A 16,660-nucleotide genomic window follows, 5' to 3' on the forward strand; every position below is an offset into this window, starting at 1 on the left:
TCGGGCGACCCGAAACCTTGTACTGCCGGAAGGAAAACGGACCCAGGTGAAGCAGATTTCTCTTCGACGCAACCGGGGATCCTCGATTCGGAAGCGCGTGCTCACGATCGCGCTGATCCCCAGTGTGGCCCTGCTGCTGGTCGGCGTGGCGCTCGCCGGTTACCTCATCTACGACGCGGTCACCGCTCGCGATTACACCAGCCGCATCCGCGGATCGGAAGCCCCTTCGATCCCGTTCTTCGCCGCGCTGCAGCAAGAGCGCCAGGCGACGCTGAGCCTCCTCGCCGGTCAGGGCGACCAGCGGGCGGTGCTCGCGGCCGTCCGCCCGAAGACCGACGCGAACGCGGCGAAGGTCCTCCAGAACCTCAAGGACAACTTCGCCGACTACGACGACACCCCGCCGAGCGTCCAGAAGAACATCACCACGTTCTTCGGGCTGTACCAGCAGCTGCCGCAGACCCGCCAGGCGGTCGACAGCGGCCAGATGCAGATCAGCCAGGCCTTCGCCTACTACAACAAGATGCTCGACCAGTTCACCGACGGTGTCGCGGGACTGGCGCAGAACGCGCGCGGCGCGCAGAACGCGTTCGACCGGCTGACCGCGATCCCGCTGTTCACCGCCGCGGACGCGATGCAGCGCAGTGACGCGCTCGCCGCCGCCGGGCTGGCCGCGGGCGGGCTCGGCAACGACGACTTCCGCGCCTACGTCGGCCAGGTCGGTGCCTACCACGCGCAGCTGGACGCGTCGGCGCCGAAGATGATCCCCGAGGTCAAGGCGAAGTACGACCAGCTGCTGGCCAGCCAGCCGTGGCAGACGGTGACCCAGGTCGAAACCGCTTTCCTGCGCGGTGACCTGACGAAGCTGCCGGTGGCGCAGGACCAGTGGCGCACCGCCGCCCGCCAGGTCGGCGACGCGCTGATGGGCATCTTCGTCGCGCAGAGCGCGAACGCGAGCCAGGCGGCGATCGAAGACGCCGACTCGACGTTCACCGAGTCGCTGATCGCCGGCGTGATCGCCGTGCTGTTCGCAGTCTTCGTCGTGTTCGTCGCCGTCCGGCTGTCGAACCGGCTCATCGGCCGCCTGCACCGGCTGCGCGAGGACACCCTCGACGCCGCCGAGGTCCGGCTGCCGGAGCTGGTCGCCCGGGTCCAGGCGGGCGAGCCCGTCGACCTCGAAGAGGGCGGGCACTTCCTCGACCACGGCACCGACGAGATCGGCCAGGTCGCCGACGCGTTCAACAAGGCGCAGCAGACCGCCATCGCGGCCGCGATCGACGAGGCGAAGATCAAGGAGGGCACCAAGACGGTGTTCCTCAACATCGCCCACCGCAGCCAGGTCATCGTGCACCGCCAGCTCAAGGTGCTCGACCAGGCCGAGCGCAAGCAGGAGGACCCGGAGCAGCTGGACACCCTGTTCCAGCTCGACCACCTCTCCACCCGCGCCCGCCGCAACGCCGAGAACCTGATCATCCTCGGCGGCGGGCAGCCGGGCCGTCAGTGGCGCAACCCGGTCGGGCTGGCCGAGCTGGTCCGCGGCGCCTCCGCCGAGACCGAGGACTTCGCCCGCGTGAAGACGGCGGCGCTGCCGCAGATCGCCGTCCGCGGCCCGGTCGTCGGCGACCTCGTGCACCTGCTCGCGGAGCTGATCGACAACGCGACGTCGTTCTCGCCGCCGCAGTCGCGGGTCGAGATCCGCGGCAACGTGGTCGGCAAGGGCGTCGTGATCGAGGTCGAGGACCAGGGTCTCGGGCTCGAGCCGGACCAGACCGAAGAGATCAACGCGATGCTGGCCGACCCGCCGGACTTCGGGATCATGGCGCTGTCGGACGAGCCGCGCCTGGGCCTGTTCGTGGTCGCGCGGCTGGCCGCCCGCCACGGCATCCAGGTGCACCTGCGCGAGTCGGCCTACGGCGGCACCCGGGCCATCGTGCTGGTGCGCACCGACCTGCTGGCCCCGCTCGCCGAGACCGAGCCGGAGCAGCCGATCACCCCGCCGAAGCCGGAGCTCGTCCCGAACCCGGTCGAGCCGGAGTCCGACGGCGACGAGGTCATGCCGCTCAAGCGGCAGCCGCGCCGCCCGGCCCGCCACCGCACCGAGCCGCCCGCCGCGGCTCCGCCGACCCAGCCCGCGCCGGTCCCGCCGGCCGCCCCGGCGCAGCCGCCGTCCGTGCCGACGCCGGTGCCCGTCGGGTCGGTCGCCGAGCCGGTCAGCCAGCCGACGCAGGCGCAGCCCGCCGCCCCGGTCCGCCCGCCGGCCCCGCCCGCGCGGACGTCGCGCCCGGCGCGGCCGGCCGCGCAGCAGCCGGCCTGGCCACCGCAGGAGCCGCGGGCGTCGGTGCCCGAGGGACGGCCCTCGCAGCCGCGTCGCCCGGAGGCCCCCGGCCGCCCGCCGCTGCCGCAACGGCGACGCCAGCAGAACCTCGTTCCCCAGTTGCGGGAAGATAGGCCCGCACAGGAACGCGAAGAGGTCAGGCTGGACTCCCCGGAGGCCGCCCGCAGCAGGCTGTCCGCCTTCCAGCAGGGCACCCGCCGGGCTCGTGACGAGGAACCCGCCGAGAACGACAACTACGGAGAGCGCGAGTAATGGCCAACTCAGGCGTCAGTGAGCTCGACTGGCTGCTGGACGACCTCGTCAAGCGGGTCGCCGGGGCGGACCGCGCGGTGGTGCTGTCCTCCGACGGCCTGCTCATCGGCAGGTCAGGCAACCTCTCCGAGGAGGACGCGGAGCACCTTTCCGCGGTGGCTTCGGCGTTCCAGAGCCTGGCCCGCGGGACCGGGCGGCACTTCGGCGGCGGCAACGTCCGCCAGACGATGGTCGAGATGGACCACGCGTTCCTGTTCGTCACGGCGGCCGGGCGGGGCGCCTGCCTCGCCCTGCTGGCGCGGGAAGACGCGGACATGGGCCTCGTCGCGTACGAGATGAACCTGATGGTGAAGCGGGTCGGCCAGGTGCTCACCTCGGCTCCGCGGACCGGCGCCGGCGTCCTGCCCACGTCGCCATGAGCGGACGGCACGAAGCCTGGTTCGACGACGAGGCCGGCCCGCTGGTCCGGTCCTACGCGGTCACGGGCGGCCGCACCCGGTCGGACACCCTCGGGCTCGACCTCATCACGCTCGTCGTCGCGCTGCGCACCGCGCACGAAGCGGGCATGCTCGAACCGGAGTACGCGCGCATCATCGCCCTGTGCCAGCGGCCGGTCTCGGTGGCGGAGGTGGCCGCCCGCGTCGATCTGCCGCTGCCGGTGGTCAAGGTGATGCTCAGCGACCTCATCGAGCAGAACCTGGTGCTGTTCCGTACCGCGGCACCGGTCCAGGAAACTCCCAACCGACACGTACTGCAGGCGGTTCTTGATGGCATCCGGAAACTCTGACCCCCGGCGGAACCTGACCGCGACCGCGGTCAAGGTACTCATCGCCGGCGGGTTCGGGGTCGGCAAGACCACGATGGTCGGCTCGGTGAGCGAAGTGCCGCCGCTGCGGACCGAAGAGGTCATCACGACCGCGTCCGAGGGTGTCGACGACCTCTCGGGGATCGAGCAGAAGACCACCACGACGGTCGCGCTCGACTTCGGCCGCATCACGATCAACCCGGACCTGATCCTGTACCTGTTCGGCACGCCGGGGCAGGACCGGTTCTGGTTCATGTGGGACGAGCTGGCCGAGGGCGCGCTCGGCGCCGTCGTGCTGGCCGACACCCGGCGGCTGGACAGCTGCTTCGCGGCGGTGGACTTCTTCGAGCGCCGGAACCTGCCGTTCGTCGTCGGCGTGAACTGCTTCGACGGCGCGTACCGCTACGGCACCGAGGAGGTCCGGCAGGCGCTCGACGTCGGCATGGACGTCCCGCTGCTGCTGTGCGACGCCCGCGAGCGCGAGTCGACGAAGCAGGTCCTGACCAGCCTGATGGAACACGTGATGGCGCGGTCCGACCTCGCGGCCGCCCAGGGCGGCTACTGATCGGACCGCGCGCTCGGGGCTTCAGCGGCGCCGCTTGATGAGCGTGTCGATGGCGAAGCGGCCCGGGCCGATCGCGGCGAACAGCAGGAAGATCCACGAGTAGACGGCGGCGGGCTCGCCCATGTTCTGCAGCGGCAGCAGGCCCATCGGGGCGTGCACGGTGAAGTAGGCGTAGGCCATCACGCCGGACAGCAGCAGCGCGGCGGGCCTGCTGGCGAGGCCGAGGAACAGCAGCGCGGCACCGACCAGTTCGAAGACGCTGCCCCACCAGCCGGGGAACGAGCCGAACGGTACGCCGCCGCCCTGGCCGTCGACGCCACCGAAGAAGCCGAATCCCTGCAAGCCGTGGAAGCCGAACAGGAACGAGATCACGATCCGGCTCGCGCCGATGACCAGGCCGGTGACCTGGGTCTTCGCGGAGCTGGCGGTGGTGGTGGCGGTCTGGGTCCCGGTGGCGATCGTGGTGGTCATGTCGAGGGTTCCTTCCCTGGGTTTCTTCCTTGCCTTCTGCCTACGCGTCGAGCGGGCCACCGCCGGATCGACAACCCCGGGAAAAAATCTTGGAAGAGTTTCGGGAGACTGTCCGGATGGCGGGTAAACGCAGTGCCGGGCTCCTGCTCCACCGCGGGCGGGGCGACGACGTCGAGGTGCTCCTCGGGCACATGGGCGGGCCGTTCTGGGCGAAGAAGGACGCGGCGGCGTGGTCGCTGCCCAAGGGGGAGCTCGACCCGGACGAGGAGCCGGAGGCCGCGGCGCGGCGCGAGTTCGAGGAGGAGCTGGGGCTGCCGGCGCCGTCCGGTGAGTACGTCTCGCTGGGCGAGGTGAAGCAGTCGGGCGGCAAGGTCGTCACGGCGTGGGCGGTCGAGGCCGACCTCGACCCGGCGGCGGTGGTGCCCGGGACGTTCTCGATGGAGTGGCCGCCGCGCTCGGGCAAGCAGCAGGAGTTCCCCGAGGTGGACCGCGTGGAGTGGTTCCCGCTCGCGGTGGCGCGGGAGAAGCTGCTGAAGGGGCAGCTGCCGTTCCTGGACCGGCTGGTGGCGCTGGTCAGCGGCTGAGCAGGGCGTCCAGCGGCTTCGCGGTGAAGGACGGCAGGACGACGTCGGCCTGGCCGAAGTCGAGGCTTTCGGTGATGGCGTTCGGGACGGCGACGCAGGTCAGCCCGGCGGCCTTGGCGGCGGTGACGCCGTGCGGGGTGTCTTCGAAGGCGATGGTTTCCCGCGCGGTCACTTCGAGGGCGTTGATCGCGGCGAGGTAGAGGTCGGGGTCCGGCTTGGCTTTGTGGAGATCCCCGGTGAGGACGGCGTCGAAGTAGCCGGCGAGGCCGAGCCGTTCGAGGTGCGGGTTGACCCAGGCGCCGGACGAGCTGGAGGCGACGGCCAGCTTGAGGCCCTGCTCGCGCGCGGCTTCGAGGTAGTCCAGGGCGCCTTCGCGCGGGCCGAGGTCCTCGAGCAGCTTGAGAACGCGGGCCCGGGTCTTCGGCCGCAGCGCGTCGGGATCGATGCCGGGGGCGTGTTCGGCGAGCAGGGCGAACATGGCGGGCGTGGTGTGCTGGGTGCCGATGACGGCGTACCAGGCTTCCAGCGGGAGTTCGGCGCCGTGCTCCCGGAAGACGTCCTGCCACGACCGGAGGACGGCGGACTCGGTGTCGGCGAGGGTGCCGTCGAAGTCGAAGACGAGGGCGCGGGTGGGCACGCCTGCACCCTGCCCGCTCGGTGATCGCTCAGGCAAGGGAGTTGTGACGAGCCCGAAAGACCTCGACGGCGGCATCCCCACGCAGGGCGAAGATGACCTCCCGGATGCTGCCGGGTTCGGCCCGGGCGACGGTCGTGAGCGCGATCTCCGCGGCCGACGCCATCGGCCACCGGTAGATCCCGGTGGAGATGGCGGGGAAGGCGACGGTCTCGGCCCCGAGCTCGCGGGCGACCTGGAGGGAGTTCCGGTGGCAGTCGGCGAGCAGTCCGGACCGGTCTTCGGAGTCCGACCACACGGGGCCGACGGTGTGCACGACCCACCGGGCGGGCAGGTTCCCGGCGGTGGTGGCGACGGCCTGTCCGGTCTTGAGGCCTTTCCCGTAGTGCCCGGCGCGGAGCTGCCGGCACTCGGCGAGGATGGCGGGGCCGCCCTTGCGGTGGATGGCCCCGTCGACCCCACCGCCGCCGAGGAGCGAGGAGTTGGCGGCGTTGACGATGACGTCGACCTCGAGGGTGGTGATGTCGGCGTCGAGGATCCGGATGCGCATGGGGCCGATCCTCCCGGAGATACTGGGTTGGTGCTGCTGGATTTCATCGCCGAGCTGGCGACCGAGGACTACCTGCTGGCCCCGGGGGACCCCCTCGCCGAGGCGCGGCAGAACACGTGGCACGTGGGAGCTTCGCCGGAGCAGCGGGCCGAGGTGACGGCCGACGAGGTCGCCGCGGCCTTCGAAGCCGTGGCGAGCGCCCTCGGGGCGCGCCTGCGCCCGGCGGCGCCGGTGACCTTCTACGTCTGGCACGACGAGCAGGTCGGCGCCCTCAAGTCCTCGGTCGCGTCGCTCGGCCGCGACGAACTGCCGTTCGGGGCCGAGTACGAGCCGGTCGACGAGCTGGCTGGGATCGTCGAAGCCTTCCTCGCCGAGCGCAGCCCCGGCTCGAGCCGCGCCCACGCGGTCTTTCCCGTCTGGGTGCGGACGATCGCCGCCTAACTCAAGTAGAACTCCGTCAGCACCGGGGCCAGCGCCGCCGCCTTGACGATGTGCGTCTGGCCCGGCAGCGTCTTGTGCTCCGCCGACGGCAGCACCTTCGCCAGCGATGCCACGCCGTTGCGCATCCAGTCCGGGCTGCGACCGCCGTCCACCGCCAGCGTCGGGATCTTCACCTCCGGCCACGCCGCCCGCAGCGGCTCGCCCGACTGGTGGTCGATCACCAGCGCCGTGTCGTACGGCAACGTCGGGGCCACCTTCTTGAGCTTCGCCCAGAACGGCATGATCCGCATCATCGCCACCGTCACGCGGCCGAGGCCGACGCCCTCGGTCATGAACATCTTCACCGCCTTGCCCGGCTTGCCTTCCTTCAACGCCGCCGAAAGCCGCTCCGGGTAGTCGGCCGGGACGCGCGGGCGCGTTCCGTCGACGATGAACGGCGGCTCGTACACCGCCAGCTTCGTCACCGGGAGACTGCGGGCCGCCTCGAGGGCCAACGCCGCGCCCGACGAGATGCCGAACAGGAACGCCTCGCCGCCCGCCTCCTTGATCAGCGCCGCCAGGTCCTCGACCTCTCGCTCGACCGCGTACGGGCCCGTGTCCGCGCTCTCGCCGCGGCCACGGCGGTCGTACGTGTACACCGTGAATCGCGCGGCCAGTTCCTTCGCCAGCGCGTCGTTGGGGGACGAGCCGCGGTAGCACATCGCGCCGTCGACCAGGACGAGCGCCGGGCCCGAGCCGGTGCGGGTGTACGCGATCTTCGTGCCGTCGGCGGAAACCGTCGTGCTCATGGGAACTCTCCTTTCAGGCGACGGTGCGCCGCATCAGGTGTACGGACGTCGTGGCGAGCCACGTCCAGGCGAGCACCACCGCCGCCCAGAAGCCGAGCGTGACGGCCGGGCTCGTCGATCCGGACGCTACGCCCGCGAAGCCGGCGAGGAACAGCACCCCGGTGATCCGCGAGTACCACGCCCGCGCCGGCGTCAGGTGCGACGCGATCGCGAAGCAGGCCGCGACGAGGGCGGCGAAACCGATGCCGCCGCAGACGAAGTGCAGCGTGCCGTGCCAGCTCACCGACGACGGCGGTCCGGCGGGCGTGCCGAGCGGGAAGCCGTCCTGCGGGTCCGCGCGGAAGATGCCCGCGCAGATCAAGCTCACGCCGTAGACGGCGAGCAGTCTGGGCCCCCACCGGCCGGGCAGCACGCGCCGGATCCCGGCCGCGGCCGCGATCGTGAGCAGGCCCGTGACGACGAAGTTCGTGATCTGGACGAAGCCGAGCGACCCGTTGGCCAGGACGCTCGCCGGGTGCCGCGTGAAGTCGAACCCGGGGCGGGTCAGGCCCTGGAGCAGGCCGGTGAGGACGAAGACGGGGCCGGCGAGGAGCCCGCCGGTCAGCAAGGACGGGGAGATCGTGCGCGGGGTGATCGCTGTCGTGGTCATGCGGAGAGCCTGCCATCCGACGATCGAGTCTGTCAAGACAAGAAAAGTTGTCGGTGGGCCATGAGCGCCCCAATGTGGCCTTGGTTGCGTCTCACGCACCGAAGGCCGCCTTGGGTGCGTCTGACGCACCGAAGGCCACATTGGGGCGCTTGGGTCAGGACGAGCGCAGCGTGAGGAGCGTGATCTCGCTGGGCGCGAAGATGCGGAACGGCGGTCCCCAGAACCCGGTGCCCCGGCTGTTGTACAGCTGGGTCGGGCCGTGCCGGGTCAGGCCGGACAGCGTCGGCTGGTCCAGGCGCACCAGCAGGTGGAACGGCCAGATCTGGCCGCCGTGCGTGTGGCCGGAGATCTGCAGGTCGACGCCCGTCTCGCGGGCCTGGCGCACCTGCTTCGGCTGGTGTGCGAGCAGCACCACCGGCACGTCGGACGGGACGCCGTCGAGCGCCGCCGCCAGGTCGGGGCCGTGGCCGGGCAGGCCGGACGCCGCGCCCGTCGGGTCGTCGATGCCCGCGAACACGATGCGGTCGCCGTCACGCTCCAGCAGCGTCGAGCGGTTGTGCAGGGTGTCCCAGCCGAGGCTTTCCATGTGGTCGAGCCAGGCCTGGGCCTCGCCGAAGTACTCGTGGTTGCCGGTGATGTAGAACCGCCCGAGCCCGGCTTGGACGCCGCCGAGCGGGTCGACCTGCTTGCGGCGCTTGGCCACCGCGCCGTCGGCGAGGTCGCCGGCGTGGCAGACGACGTCGGCTTCCAGCGCGTTGACGGCCGCGACGACCTGCTCCGACCACTTCGTGCGGTCGATCGCGCCGTAGTGGGTGTCGGTCAGCACCGCGACGCGCAAGCCGTCGAGGCCCGGCCCGAGGCGCGGGATCACGACGTCGACCGCCTTCACCGGCGGCACCCGCATGGCGACGCGGTTGCCGTGCACGAGCAGGCCGGCGGCGACGAGCAGGGTCGCGCCCGCGACGATCCGCGACCGCAGCGGGTCGTCGACGCCGAGCAGCGCGACCCGCAGCACCAGGCTGAGGATGGACCAGCTGAACAGCACCCAGATCACGGCCAGCAGCGAGTCGCCGACGCGGGCGGCGCCGTCGCGCTGGCGCTTCCCGTGCCCGAAGGCCATGCCGGCCGGCATGGCCAGCAGGCCCGCCACGATGAGCGCGGTCCCGGCGATCGTGCCCGCGGTGCCCCAGTCCGGCGCGAGCACCAGCGTCCACCACGGCACGCCGAAGAGCAGCAGCATCGCCAGGACGGGCACGACGACGAATTGGCCTCTCATCGATTCAGGTTACAGCCCATCGGGCTGTTACCCGGACCCGCGGGGTCGCGATTCCGCTACCCTGGGATTGCGAAAGAAAGGGGGACGGCCGCCGTGAACACGTTGCTGGAGCTGGCGTTCCCCGTCGTGACCAGCCCGACCGCGCTGGTCGCCTTCGCTTCCCTCGCCGCCGCGAGCCTCCTGGTCGTGCTGCTCGTCGGCAGCACGCACCGCGCCGAGCTCGCCCTGTGGTCGGCGCCCGTGCGCAGCCGCGCGACCGCCCTGCGCCGCCGCGCCCGGCGGGCCGAGTCGATCCGCCTGCGCGATCCCGGCGCGCCGGGACGCAGCAGGCCACGAGCACCCGGTTCCCGCAGCACGGCTGCGTAGGAACCCCTTCCAGCGCAGCCATTCCGCTCACCCACACCCCTTCTGCTCTCGCGGAGTGCTGCCCATGTTCGGCTTTCTCGACGTGCCCGTGGCGGGCGCGTACCACCTCATCCACTGGCTGCTCGCGGCCACGGCGTTCACCGGCCCGTTCTCGACGGCGCTGGCCATTGTCCTGTTCACCCTCGGCGTGCGGCTGCTGCTGCACCCGCTCGCCCGGTCGGCGGCCCGCGGCGAACGCGCCCGCGCCGCCCTCATGCCCGAGATCAAGGCGCTGCAGGCGAAGCACGGCGGTGACCGGGAGCGCCTGGCCGCCGAGATGACGAAGCTGCAGCAGGAGTCCGGGACGTCGTTGTTCGTCGGCTGCCTGCCGATGCTGCTGCAGCTCCCGTTCTTCACCATCATGTACCGGCTGTTCACGACGGCCACGATCGGCGGCGAGCCCAACTCGCTGCTCGGCGCGACGCTCTTCGGGACGCCGCTGGGTGCGCACGGCCTGGCCGGCAGCCCGCTGGTGTTCGTTATCGCGGCCGGGCTCGCCGTCGTCGCCTGGTTCTCGGTGCGTCAGCAGCCCCGGGACACGGAGGTCCCCGGTGGGAAGTGGCTGCGGCTGCTGCCCTACGGCACCGTGCTCGCGACGCTGGTCGTCCCGCAGGCCGCCGGGATCTACCTGCTCACCTCGAGCGCGTGGACCGCGGCCGAACGCGCGTTGCTACGACGCGGCTCGTGAGCGCCGCCAGACCTCGACCGCCTCTTCGACGTCCACCAGTGCCACCGTGAGCGCCGGTCCGCCGGAGTGGTTGAGGTAGGCCTGCCGGATCCGCTGGTTCAGCTCGTCGACGAGCTCGCGCACGCGCTGCTCGGTCCGCTCGGCGGCCAGCTTCTCCGGCAGGTCCTGCACCTCGCGCTTGAGCGCGAGCGCGGGCGGCAGCAGGGCCTTCGTGTCGTGGCCGCCGCGCCGGACCTCGCGCAGCACCCAGTCGGTGGCCGCGTCGTTGCCGGTGGGCTTCGGCAGCGGCTGCCCGGTGCCGGGCAGGTCGTCGAACTCGCCGCGAGCACGGGCCTCGTCGATCTGGCGGTCGACCCACCAGCGGAACGAGACCTTGGGCGGTTTGCGTGCGGTCATCTCCTCACACCCCCTCGTCCGGTTCCCAGGGTAGTCTCGCCGGACGGAGGAGCGAGGGGAGCGCATGACCGCCGACCGCACCGGCGCCGACGACGTCGACCGCACGCTCGCGCTGCTCTGGCGCGCCCGGGGCGGCGCCGCCGAGCCGACCAGGGGCCGCCGCCCGACGCTGTCCGTCGAGCGGATCGTCGCCGCCGCGATAGCGGTCGCGGATGCCGACGGGCTGGCCGCCGCGTCGATGCACCGGGTCGCCAAGGAGCTGCGGCGCCGGCACGATGACGCTGTACACCTACGTGCCCGGCAAGGCCGAGCTGGTGGACCTGATGGTCGACGACGTGCTCGTCGGGCGGCGGCTGCCCGGCCCGGGGGAGCCGCGGCCGGACGACTGGCGCGAGCAGGTGGCGCTCTACGCCGCGCGCACCCGCGCGGCCTACCGCGACCACCCGTGGCTGTGCGAGGTTTCGCGCGTCCGCCCGCCGCTGGGGCCCGGTCAGCTGGCCGGGCAGGAGTACCTGCTGTCCATCATGGACGGTCTGGGCCTCGCGCCGCGGGACGCCGTCGCCGCGGCCAACGGGATCGGCACCTACGTCGACGCGAACGCGGCACTCGGCGCGGAGAACACCCGGCTGGAGCGCAGCACCGGGCAGTCGACCGAGGCCTGGTGGCACCAGCGCTCGTCGTTCTGGGAGAACTACTTCGTGGTCGACGCGCACCCGGCGATGAACCGGATCTGGCTCGGCGGCGGGTTCGACCAGAGCGCGAAGGCCCAGGGCGACGCGGCGTACGAGTTCGGCCTGAACCGCATGCTCGACGGCATCCAGGCCCTCGTGAGTGGCGATTAGGGTTCTAACCCGAATTACCACTCACGACCGCCTAGCGGCGGGTACGCCACCGCAGGCGGCGGCGCTCCTGGGTGGGCACCTGCGGGGCCGCGCGCAGGGCGTCGCGGCACGCCGGGTCGAACCGGCCGGGCGCCTCGATCATCGGCGCGGCCAGCACTTCGTGCCCGCACACCGCGCGGAACCGCCCGTCGTGCCGTCCCGCCGCGAAATCGTCCTCGGTGACGGCGTGGGTGAGGCCGTCGGTGTCGCAGCGGATGTGCACCAGGAACGGCTCCACCCGGCTCACCCCGCCGAGCTGGTCGTGGTGCTGGTCTCGGTTGGCGTGTCCGCCGAGTCGGCCGGGGTGGTGCTCGCGGCCGTCGTCTCCGGCGGGGGCGTGGTGGCCGGGGTCGTCGTCTCCGGCGGCGTCGTGGCGGGCGGCGTCGTCTCCGGCGGCGGCGTGGTCGGGTCCGTGGTCGGGGTCGACGGCGGTGTCGTCGGCGCGGACGGGCTCGTGGTCGGCGACGTCGGCGTGGTGCTGGTCGGCGGCAGGGTCGTGCCCGGCGGCGTGGTCATCGGGGGTGCGGGCGGGGCCGGGACGCCGACCGGGGCACCGGCCGCGGCGGCGTCCGGGGCGTCGGGCGCGCCGATCGGCACCTGGCTGTCGGGCAGCTGCGCCACCCCGCCGCGGTAGGCCGCGGCCCACGCCATCACGGTGTCCACATAGGACTGCGAGTTGTTGTAGCGCCGCACGGCGATGCGCTGCCCCGCGTCGGTCGAGAGGTCCAGACCGCCCGAGCACAGGTACCGCGCGGTGGCCAACGCCTCGTCGTAGATGTTGTTCGGGTTCGACACGCCGTCGCCGTTGCCGTCGGAGGCGTACCCGCGCCACGTCGACGGGATGAACTGCGTCGGGCCGACCGCGCGGTCCCACACCGCGTCGCCGTCGTACTTGCCGCCGTCGGTGTCCGGGATGGCGGCGAACGCGCCGGCGCCGTTGAGCACCGGGCCGAGGATCGGCTCGAGGGTGTCGCCGTTGGCGTTGACGTACCCGCCGCGGGCGTGGTTCGACTCGATCCGGCCGATGCTCGCGATCAGCGCCCAGTCGAGGTGGCAGTCCGGCTGCTCCTTGGCGAGGATGGCGGCCGCGTTCTGGTACGCCTTGAGCATGCTGCCCGGGATCCCGAGCGGCCCGGAGATGCCGGCGGAGCCGGCCCGCCCGCCCGGCACGACCAGCGGCGTGGGCAGCGGGGGCTGGGGCAGGCTGCCGTCGACGGCGATCGGCGGCATGACGATGTTCGGCTGCTGCAGCGGCGCGGCCTGGTCCGGCAGGGCGTCCCCGGCGTTGGCGACGACGACCGGCGCGGGCAGGCCGGCGGTGGTCAGCGTCGGCAGCACGACGAGCGCGCCACCCGCGAGCGCGGCCGCGGTCCGGCGGACCGAACGCGTGCTCTTGCGACGTGGCCGGTGCTTCGGCATGTGCGCCCCGCTTCCCTCGATCTTCGCTGATCGCCTCACCCGATCGGCCTCACCCCACCGGTACTGACCGGTAGGAGCAAGCTATCCGATGGAACCAAACTTTGGCGAATAGCACAGTGAAATCCGGCCGTCGCCGGGAAGTTCGTCCTGTTGGCACAAAACCTTCGTAGGGAATCTGTCACATTCACCAGGACTTAACGGGGCGCTGAGGAGAGTTTGGCCCGCAGCGCGCCGGGCACGGCGAGGCCGCGGTGCGCCACGTCCGCGCGGAACCGCCGGACGAGCGAATCCGACGGCGTCGCGGTGAACGTCACGACGTCCCGGTGCAGTGCGGGCTTCAGCCGCCGCAGCGCGCCCGCATACGTGCGGCTCAGCGCGGTCGTCGGGACCAGCGCGACGCCCAGTCCCGCCGCGGCGAGCTCGGCCGCCGTCGCCGCCTGCTTCGTCCGCATCACCGCCTCCAGCGCGGTCCCGCGTCGCGCCGCTTCCTCGTCCAGCCAGCCGCCGAGGCCGTTGTCCGGGTGGTAGTGCACGACCGGCAGCCCGGCCAGGTCGGCCATCGGTACCGTCGCCCGCGTGGCGAGGGGGTGGTCGGCGGCCAGCGCCAAGACGACCTCTTCGCGCCCGACGACCTCGGCGGACCCGGTCCAGCGGCCCGGCCGCGGCCCCACCGCGACGTCCGCCTCGCCCGCCTCCAGCGCCGCGGCCAGCGCGTCCGCGCTCGTCGTCTCGGTCAGGGTGACCAGCACGTCGGGGCGGTACCGGTGCCAGGCGCGCAGCACCGGGGCGAGCAGCCCGGCCGTCATGCTCTCCGCGCACGCGATCCGCAGGGTGCCTTCGCCGCCGTCGGCCACCGCGCGGCCGGTCCGGACCACGCGGTCGGCCGCGGCCAGCGCCGCCCGCGCGTCCGCGAGCACCGCCCGCCCGGCCGCGGTCGGCCGGACCCCGCGCGGCAGCCGCTCCAGCACGGGCGTGCCGACTCCCGTTCGAGCGCGCCGATCTGGTGGGACAGCGCGGGCTGGGAGAGGTGCAGCCGCGCGGCCGCCTCGGTGATCGACCCCGCGTCCAGCACGGCGACCAGGCACTCGAGGGCGCGCAACGTAGGCATTCGCGAATTCTATCGCGACCATCGAAAACCATCGGATCGCGACGGGATTGTCCGGCGGCCGCCGCGCGCTGAACCCGGTGTGCGAAACGGAAGGAGCACGGAAATGTCGTTCGAAGGAAAGCGGTTCGTCGTCGTCGGCGGTGGTTCGGGGATCGCCCGCCGGATCGTGGTGGACGCGCACGCGGCGGGTGCCGAAGTCCTCTTCGCCGGGCGGAGCCCGGCGGAGTTCACCGAGCCAGGGGTGCGCACCGCGGTCGCGGACCTCGGCGACGAAGCGTCGTTGAAAGCGCTTGCCGAGACGGCCGGGGAGGTGGACCACTTGGTCACGCTGGCCGCCGCCCCGGCGAACGGGCCGGTCACCGAGCTGGACCGGGACGCCGTCACGCGGGCCTTCGAGGCCAAGGTGATCGGGCCGATCCTGCTGGCCAAGCACTTCGCGCCGAGGATGCGCGACGGCGGCTCTATCGTGCTGTTCTCCGGCGTCGCCGCGTGGCGCCCGGCGCCGGAGCGGACCGTGATGGCCACGGCGAACGGCGCGGTCGCGTTCCTCTCGCAGGCGCTCGCGGTCGACCTCGCGCCGATCCGCGTCAACGCGGTTTCACCGGGCATCGTCGACTCGGGCGCGTGGGACCGGCTCGGCGACGGCAAGGCGCAACTCTTCGCGCGGACCGCGCAAACGAACCCGGCGCGGCGGGTGGGCCACCTGGCCGACGTCTCCGCCGCCACCCTCCAGCTGCTCGCGAACCCGTTCATCACGGGCACGGTCCTGCACGTCGACGGCGGTGGACGGCTGGCCTGAGCCGCCGGGAGGCGAGCCTTTACACCACCCTGGACGATTCCTAGAATCGGCCGGCCGGACGCGGTGCCGTCGTCCGGCCGGCCCAAGGTGGAGGGTTTGCATGGTGCGTCGGGCTTCACGCAGCGAGCAGGTCACCGTCGCCGAGTTGCTGGTCCGGTCCGCCGCCGCGCACGACCGGTACCGCCTGGAGGACACGCTCGTGCTGCCGCGGGCGCGGCACCGGGAGAAACCGCAGGCCCTGCGGTCGCTGGCCCGGGTGCGCGTGCTTTCGGTGGTGGCCGGCGCGCTCGCGTTGACCGGCGGGGTGAGCGCGGCGGTGTCGATGCCGGTCGAGCGGAGCGCGGGCGCGTCCTGGCCGCCCGCCGGGCTGGAACCCCCGGCGATCGCCCTGGCCCCGGTGCCCGCTGACGTCGTGATCCCGCCCGCGAAACCCGCTCCGGAATCCGTGGCGCCACCCGCCACGCCGGGCGGAATCGCGCCGGTGATCCCCGATTCTCAGCCGATTTCCGGAACGGGACCCGCGCAACGCGGAAAACTGGCGAAGGCCGTGAAGATCATCGGCAAGGCGAAAACGCCGGTTCAGCTCCGGAAACCGCCGAAGCAGGCGGCGCCGGTCCGGCACGAAATCCCGGACTTCGCCGGGTGGTGGCGGAGCTGGGCCGGTGACCAGGACCGCCGTGGTCACCACCACCACCACGACGGCTGCGGCCGCCACCGCCGCTGACGTCAGGGACCGAGCGGGATCTGGTACTGCATGAACCCCTTGTCGAGGGCGACCTGGTCGTAGAGCCGCCGGGCGGTCGTGTTCGACGTCTGCGTGTGCCAGTAGACGCGGACGCAGCCCCGCTCCCGCGCCCACTCGGCGACGGCTTCGATCAGCGCCCGGCCGACGCCTTGCCCGCGGGCTTTCTCGTCGGTGAAGAGGTCCTGCAGGTAGCAGACGTCGGCGGAGGTCGTGCTGACGTGCGGGAAGAAGTGCACGATGCCGACGAGCTCGCCGTCGAGCCGCGCGCCGAGCGCGTGCATCCGCTCGCCGGCGCGGAACTCGCGCCACGCGCGGTCCATCAGTTCGGGCGCGAGTGTCCGGCCGTAGAACGTGTTGTAACCGGCGAACAGGTTTTCCCAAGCCGCGCGGTCTTCTTCGGTGAGGCCCCCAATGGTGATCATGGGTCGAGGGTAGCGCTGACCGGTTCGGGAACACGCCAGACACAACTGGTGAGTAAGGTGACGAATCCGAATCGGATTCATAGAATCGGCAGCCATCAGGTCCCGGTCGGCGAAAACACCCGGAGGTTCCCCATGGCGCGCCAGGCGCACCGTGTCAGCGGCAGGCCCGTCACGGTGGGGGAGCTGATGCTCCGGCCGGACGTCCACGGCAGACGCCGTCCCGAAGACCTCGAAGTGCTCGAACTCGCCTACCGCATGCGCCGCCGGATCGGGCCCGAGCCGGTCGTCGTGCGGCCTTCGCCGCGCTCGCGCGCGCTCGCCGTCGTCGCCGGGCTGCTGCGCCGCAAGCCCCGGTGACCGCCGCGCGTCTCCTCGCAGGCCATCCTCGTTCCGGGGTGGCCTTTCTTGTGTCCGAAGCTGGTGTGTGAAGTTGCCGTGGTCAAGCTCAAG

The 16,660-nt window shown here is 72.3% G+C and carries 22 protein-coding genes and 2 pseudogenes; 12 read left to right on the top strand and 12 right to left on the bottom strand.

Translation table 11 applies throughout. The features are described from left to right. Positions 1–97 precede the first annotated feature (97 nt). The 4 genes from QP939_RS24250 to QP939_RS24265 are packed head-to-tail and all read left to right on the top strand — an operon-like array spanning position 98 to position 3,954. Complete coding sequence (locus tag QP939_RS24250; protein WP_285459832.1) at positions 98–2,584, top strand: sensor histidine kinase; 2,487 nt, start codon at positions 98–100, stop codon at positions 2,582–2,584. Then, entirely contained in the window at positions 2,584–3,003 is a 420-nt protein-coding gene (locus QP939_RS24255; protein WP_284745731.1) for a roadblock/LC7 domain-containing protein, read from the top strand. The genes QP939_RS24250 and QP939_RS24255 overlap by 1 nt, the downstream gene beginning before the upstream one ends. Continuing rightward, entirely contained in the window at positions 3,000–3,371 is a 372-nt protein-coding gene (locus tag QP939_RS24260; RefSeq protein ID WP_072476759.1) for a DUF742 domain-containing protein, read from the top strand. Before QP939_RS24255 ends, QP939_RS24260 begins: the two co-directional genes overlap by 4 nt. After that, the gene (locus QP939_RS24265; protein ID WP_086674902.1) at positions 3,352–3,954 is read left to right on the top strand and encodes a GTP-binding protein; all 603 of its coding nucleotides are present in this window, start codon (positions 3,352–3,354) and stop codon (positions 3,952–3,954) included. The genes QP939_RS24260 and QP939_RS24265 overlap by 20 nt, the downstream gene beginning before the upstream one ends. A 21-nt stretch (positions 3,955–3,975) precedes the next feature. Here the strand turns inward: QP939_RS24265 and QP939_RS24270 are convergent, their stop codons facing one another. Further along, the gene (locus QP939_RS24270; protein ID WP_285459104.1) at positions 3,976–4,425 is read right to left on the bottom strand and encodes a DoxX family protein; all 450 of its coding nucleotides are present in this window, start codon (positions 4,423–4,425) and stop codon (positions 3,976–3,978) included. A 116-nt stretch (positions 4,426–4,541) separates the two neighbouring features. Here QP939_RS24270 and QP939_RS24275 point away from each other — a divergent pair, with 116 nt between their 5' ends. After that, positions 4,542–5,009: an NUDIX hydrolase gene (locus tag QP939_RS24275; RefSeq protein ID WP_285459105.1), complete on the top strand. Its 468-nt coding sequence runs from the start codon at positions 4,542–4,544 to the stop codon at positions 5,007–5,009. Here QP939_RS24275 and QP939_RS24280 read toward each other — a convergent pair. Together QP939_RS24280 and QP939_RS24285 are read right to left on the bottom strand one after the other, a co-directional pair. Beyond that, positions 4,999–5,646, bottom strand: a complete 648-nt coding sequence (locus QP939_RS24280; RefSeq protein ID WP_285459106.1) for an HAD family hydrolase — start codon at positions 5,644–5,646, stop codon at positions 4,999–5,001. The genes QP939_RS24275 and QP939_RS24280 overlap by 11 nt on opposite strands. A gap of 28 nt (positions 5,647–5,674) precedes the next feature. Then, entirely contained in the window at positions 5,675–6,193 is a 519-nt protein-coding gene (locus tag QP939_RS24285) for an O-acetyl-ADP-ribose deacetylase (RefSeq protein ID WP_285459107.1), read from the bottom strand. A 30-nt stretch (positions 6,194–6,223) separates the two neighbouring features. On the opposite strand from QP939_RS24285, the gene QP939_RS24290 reads away from it, so the two are divergent. Continuing rightward, entirely contained in the window at positions 6,224–6,634 is a 411-nt protein-coding gene (locus QP939_RS24290) for a hypothetical protein (RefSeq protein WP_285459108.1), read from the top strand. Here the strand turns inward: QP939_RS24290 and QP939_RS24295 are convergent. From QP939_RS24295 to QP939_RS24305, 3 genes are all read right to left on the bottom strand, one after another. Further along, complete coding sequence (locus QP939_RS24295; protein WP_285459109.1) at positions 6,631–7,422, bottom strand: alpha/beta fold hydrolase; 792 nt, start codon at positions 7,420–7,422, stop codon at positions 6,631–6,633. The genes QP939_RS24290 and QP939_RS24295 overlap by 4 nt on opposite strands. Positions 7,423–7,435: 13 nt before the next feature. Further along, a complete protein-coding gene (locus tag QP939_RS24300; RefSeq protein ID WP_285459110.1) occupies positions 7,436–8,071 on the bottom strand; it encodes a DUF998 domain-containing protein in 636 nt (211 codons plus the stop codon). A gap of 154 nt (positions 8,072–8,225) precedes the next feature. Beyond that, on the bottom strand, positions 8,226–9,347 hold the full coding sequence (locus QP939_RS24305) for a metallophosphoesterase (protein WP_285459111.1): 1,122 nt from the start codon (positions 9,345–9,347) through the stop codon (positions 8,226–8,228). Between the two features lie 93 nt (positions 9,348–9,440). Between QP939_RS24305 and QP939_RS24310 the strand changes: the two genes are divergently transcribed. Both QP939_RS24310 and QP939_RS24315 read left to right on the top strand, forming a co-directional pair. After that, the gene (locus QP939_RS24310) at positions 9,441–9,713 is read left to right on the top strand and encodes a DUF6412 domain-containing protein (protein WP_285459112.1); all 273 of its coding nucleotides are present in this window, start codon (positions 9,441–9,443) and stop codon (positions 9,711–9,713) included. Between the two features lie 64 nt (positions 9,714–9,777). Beyond that, entirely contained in the window at positions 9,778–10,440 is a 663-nt protein-coding gene (locus QP939_RS24315) for a YidC/Oxa1 family membrane protein insertase (protein ID WP_285459113.1), read from the top strand. Here the strand turns inward: QP939_RS24315 and QP939_RS24320 are convergent. Beyond that, complete coding sequence (locus QP939_RS24320; protein WP_285459114.1) at positions 10,423–10,836, bottom strand: DnaJ family domain-containing protein; 414 nt, start codon at positions 10,834–10,836, stop codon at positions 10,423–10,425. The two genes, QP939_RS24315 and QP939_RS24320, sit on opposite strands and share 18 nt — an antisense overlap. 64 nt (positions 10,837–10,900) lie before the next feature. On the opposite strand from QP939_RS24320, the pseudogene QP939_RS24330 reads away from it, so the two are divergent. After that, positions 10,901–11,678: pseudogene (locus QP939_RS24330) on the top strand (TetR/AcrR family transcriptional regulator C-terminal domain-containing protein). 31 nt (positions 11,679–11,709) lie between these two features. Here the strand turns inward: QP939_RS24330 and QP939_RS24335 are convergent. The 4 genes and pseudogenes from QP939_RS24335 to QP939_RS24350 form a co-directional block, all read right to left on the bottom strand. Continuing rightward, positions 11,710–11,955, bottom strand: coding sequence for a hypothetical protein (locus QP939_RS24335; RefSeq protein WP_285459117.1), 246 nt, complete (start codon positions 11,953–11,955; stop codon positions 11,710–11,712). Between the two features lie 5 nt (positions 11,956–11,960). Next, positions 11,961–13,136, bottom strand: coding sequence for a lytic transglycosylase domain-containing protein (locus QP939_RS24340; protein WP_285459118.1), 1,176 nt, complete (start codon positions 13,134–13,136; stop codon positions 11,961–11,963). A gap of 194 nt (positions 13,137–13,330) precedes the next feature. After that, on the bottom strand, positions 13,331–14,104 hold the full coding sequence (locus tag QP939_RS24345) for a LysR family transcriptional regulator substrate-binding protein (RefSeq protein WP_285459119.1): 774 nt from the start codon (positions 14,102–14,104) through the stop codon (positions 13,331–13,333). Positions 14,105–14,172: 68 nt separating this feature from the next. Continuing rightward, positions 14,173–14,244 (bottom strand): annotated as a pseudogene (locus QP939_RS24350) (hypothetical protein); the annotation flags it as partial. A gap of 103 nt (positions 14,245–14,347) precedes the next feature. On the opposite strand from QP939_RS24350, the gene QP939_RS24355 reads away from it, so the two are divergent. Then, complete coding sequence (locus QP939_RS24355) at positions 14,348–15,043, top strand: SDR family oxidoreductase (protein WP_285459120.1); 696 nt, start codon at positions 14,348–14,350, stop codon at positions 15,041–15,043. Between the two features lie 100 nt (positions 15,044–15,143). Continuing rightward, entirely contained in the window at positions 15,144–15,767 is a 624-nt protein-coding gene (locus QP939_RS24360; protein ID WP_285459121.1) for a hypothetical protein, read from the top strand. A 2-nt stretch (positions 15,768–15,769) separates the two neighbouring features. Here QP939_RS24360 and QP939_RS24365 read toward each other — a convergent pair whose 3' ends face one another. Continuing rightward, positions 15,770–16,210 (bottom strand): GNAT family N-acetyltransferase, encoded by a 441-nt coding sequence (locus QP939_RS24365; protein WP_285459122.1) that lies wholly within the window; start codon positions 16,208–16,210, stop codon positions 15,770–15,772. A 132-nt stretch (positions 16,211–16,342) separates the two neighbouring features. Between QP939_RS24365 and QP939_RS24370 the strand changes: the two genes are divergently transcribed. Then, on the top strand, positions 16,343–16,567 hold the full coding sequence (locus QP939_RS24370) for a hypothetical protein (protein ID WP_285459123.1): 225 nt from the start codon (positions 16,343–16,345) through the stop codon (positions 16,565–16,567). Positions 16,568–16,660: the final 93 nt, after the last annotated feature.

Origin of the sequence: Amycolatopsis nalaikhensis, assembly GCF_030264295.1 — a bacterium.
In the GTDB taxonomy this organism is placed as follows: domain Bacteria; phylum Actinomycetota; class Actinomycetes; order Mycobacteriales; family Pseudonocardiaceae; genus Amycolatopsis; species Amycolatopsis nalaikhensis.

What these genes read in the sequence shown, in the direction of transcription:
- QP939_RS24365 (WP_285459122.1), bottom strand. Translation starts at nt 16,210, where the DNA reads ATGATCACCATTGGGGGCCTCACCGAAGAAGACCGCGCGGCTTGGGAA.
- QP939_RS24270 (WP_285459104.1), bottom strand. Translation starts at nt 4,425, where the DNA reads ATGACCACCACGATCGCCACCGGGACCCAGACCGCCACCACCACCGCC.
- QP939_RS24355 (WP_285459120.1), top strand. Translation starts at nt 14,348, where the DNA reads ATGTCGTTCGAAGGAAAGCGGTTCGTCGTCGTCGGCGGTGGTTCGGGG.
- QP939_RS24255 (WP_284745731.1), top strand. Translation starts at nt 2,584, where the DNA reads ATGGCCAACTCAGGCGTCAGTGAGCTCGACTGGCTGCTGGACGACCTC.
- QP939_RS24370 (WP_285459123.1), top strand. Translation starts at nt 16,343, where the DNA reads ATGGCGCGCCAGGCGCACCGTGTCAGCGGCAGGCCCGTCACGGTGGGG.
- QP939_RS24320 (WP_285459114.1), bottom strand. Translation starts at nt 10,836, where the DNA reads ATGACCGCACGCAAACCGCCCAAGGTCTCGTTCCGCTGGTGGGTCGAC.
- QP939_RS24300 (WP_285459110.1), bottom strand. Translation starts at nt 8,071, where the DNA reads ATGACCACGACAGCGATCACCCCGCGCACGATCTCCCCGTCCTTGCTG.
- QP939_RS24260 (WP_072476759.1), top strand. Translation starts at nt 3,000, where the DNA reads ATGAGCGGACGGCACGAAGCCTGGTTCGACGACGAGGCCGGCCCGCTG.
- QP939_RS24360 (WP_285459121.1), top strand. Translation starts at nt 15,144, where the DNA reads ATGGTGCGTCGGGCTTCACGCAGCGAGCAGGTCACCGTCGCCGAGTTG.
- QP939_RS24265 (WP_086674902.1), top strand. Translation starts at nt 3,352, where the DNA reads ATGGCATCCGGAAACTCTGACCCCCGGCGGAACCTGACCGCGACCGCG.
- QP939_RS24340 (WP_285459118.1), bottom strand. Translation starts at nt 13,136, where the DNA reads ATGCCGAAGCACCGGCCACGTCGCAAGAGCACGCGTTCGGTCCGCCGG.
- QP939_RS24285 (WP_285459107.1), bottom strand. Translation starts at nt 6,193, where the DNA reads ATGCGCATCCGGATCCTCGACGCCGACATCACCACCCTCGAGGTCGAC.
- QP939_RS24275 (WP_285459105.1), top strand. Translation starts at nt 4,542, where the DNA reads ATGGCGGGTAAACGCAGTGCCGGGCTCCTGCTCCACCGCGGGCGGGGC.
- QP939_RS24305 (WP_285459111.1), bottom strand. Translation starts at nt 9,347, where the DNA reads ATGAGAGGCCAATTCGTCGTCGTGCCCGTCCTGGCGATGCTGCTGCTC.
- QP939_RS24295 (WP_285459109.1), bottom strand. Translation starts at nt 7,422, where the DNA reads ATGAGCACGACGGTTTCCGCCGACGGCACGAAGATCGCGTACACCCGC.
- QP939_RS24315 (WP_285459113.1), top strand. Translation starts at nt 9,778, where the DNA reads ATGTTCGGCTTTCTCGACGTGCCCGTGGCGGGCGCGTACCACCTCATC.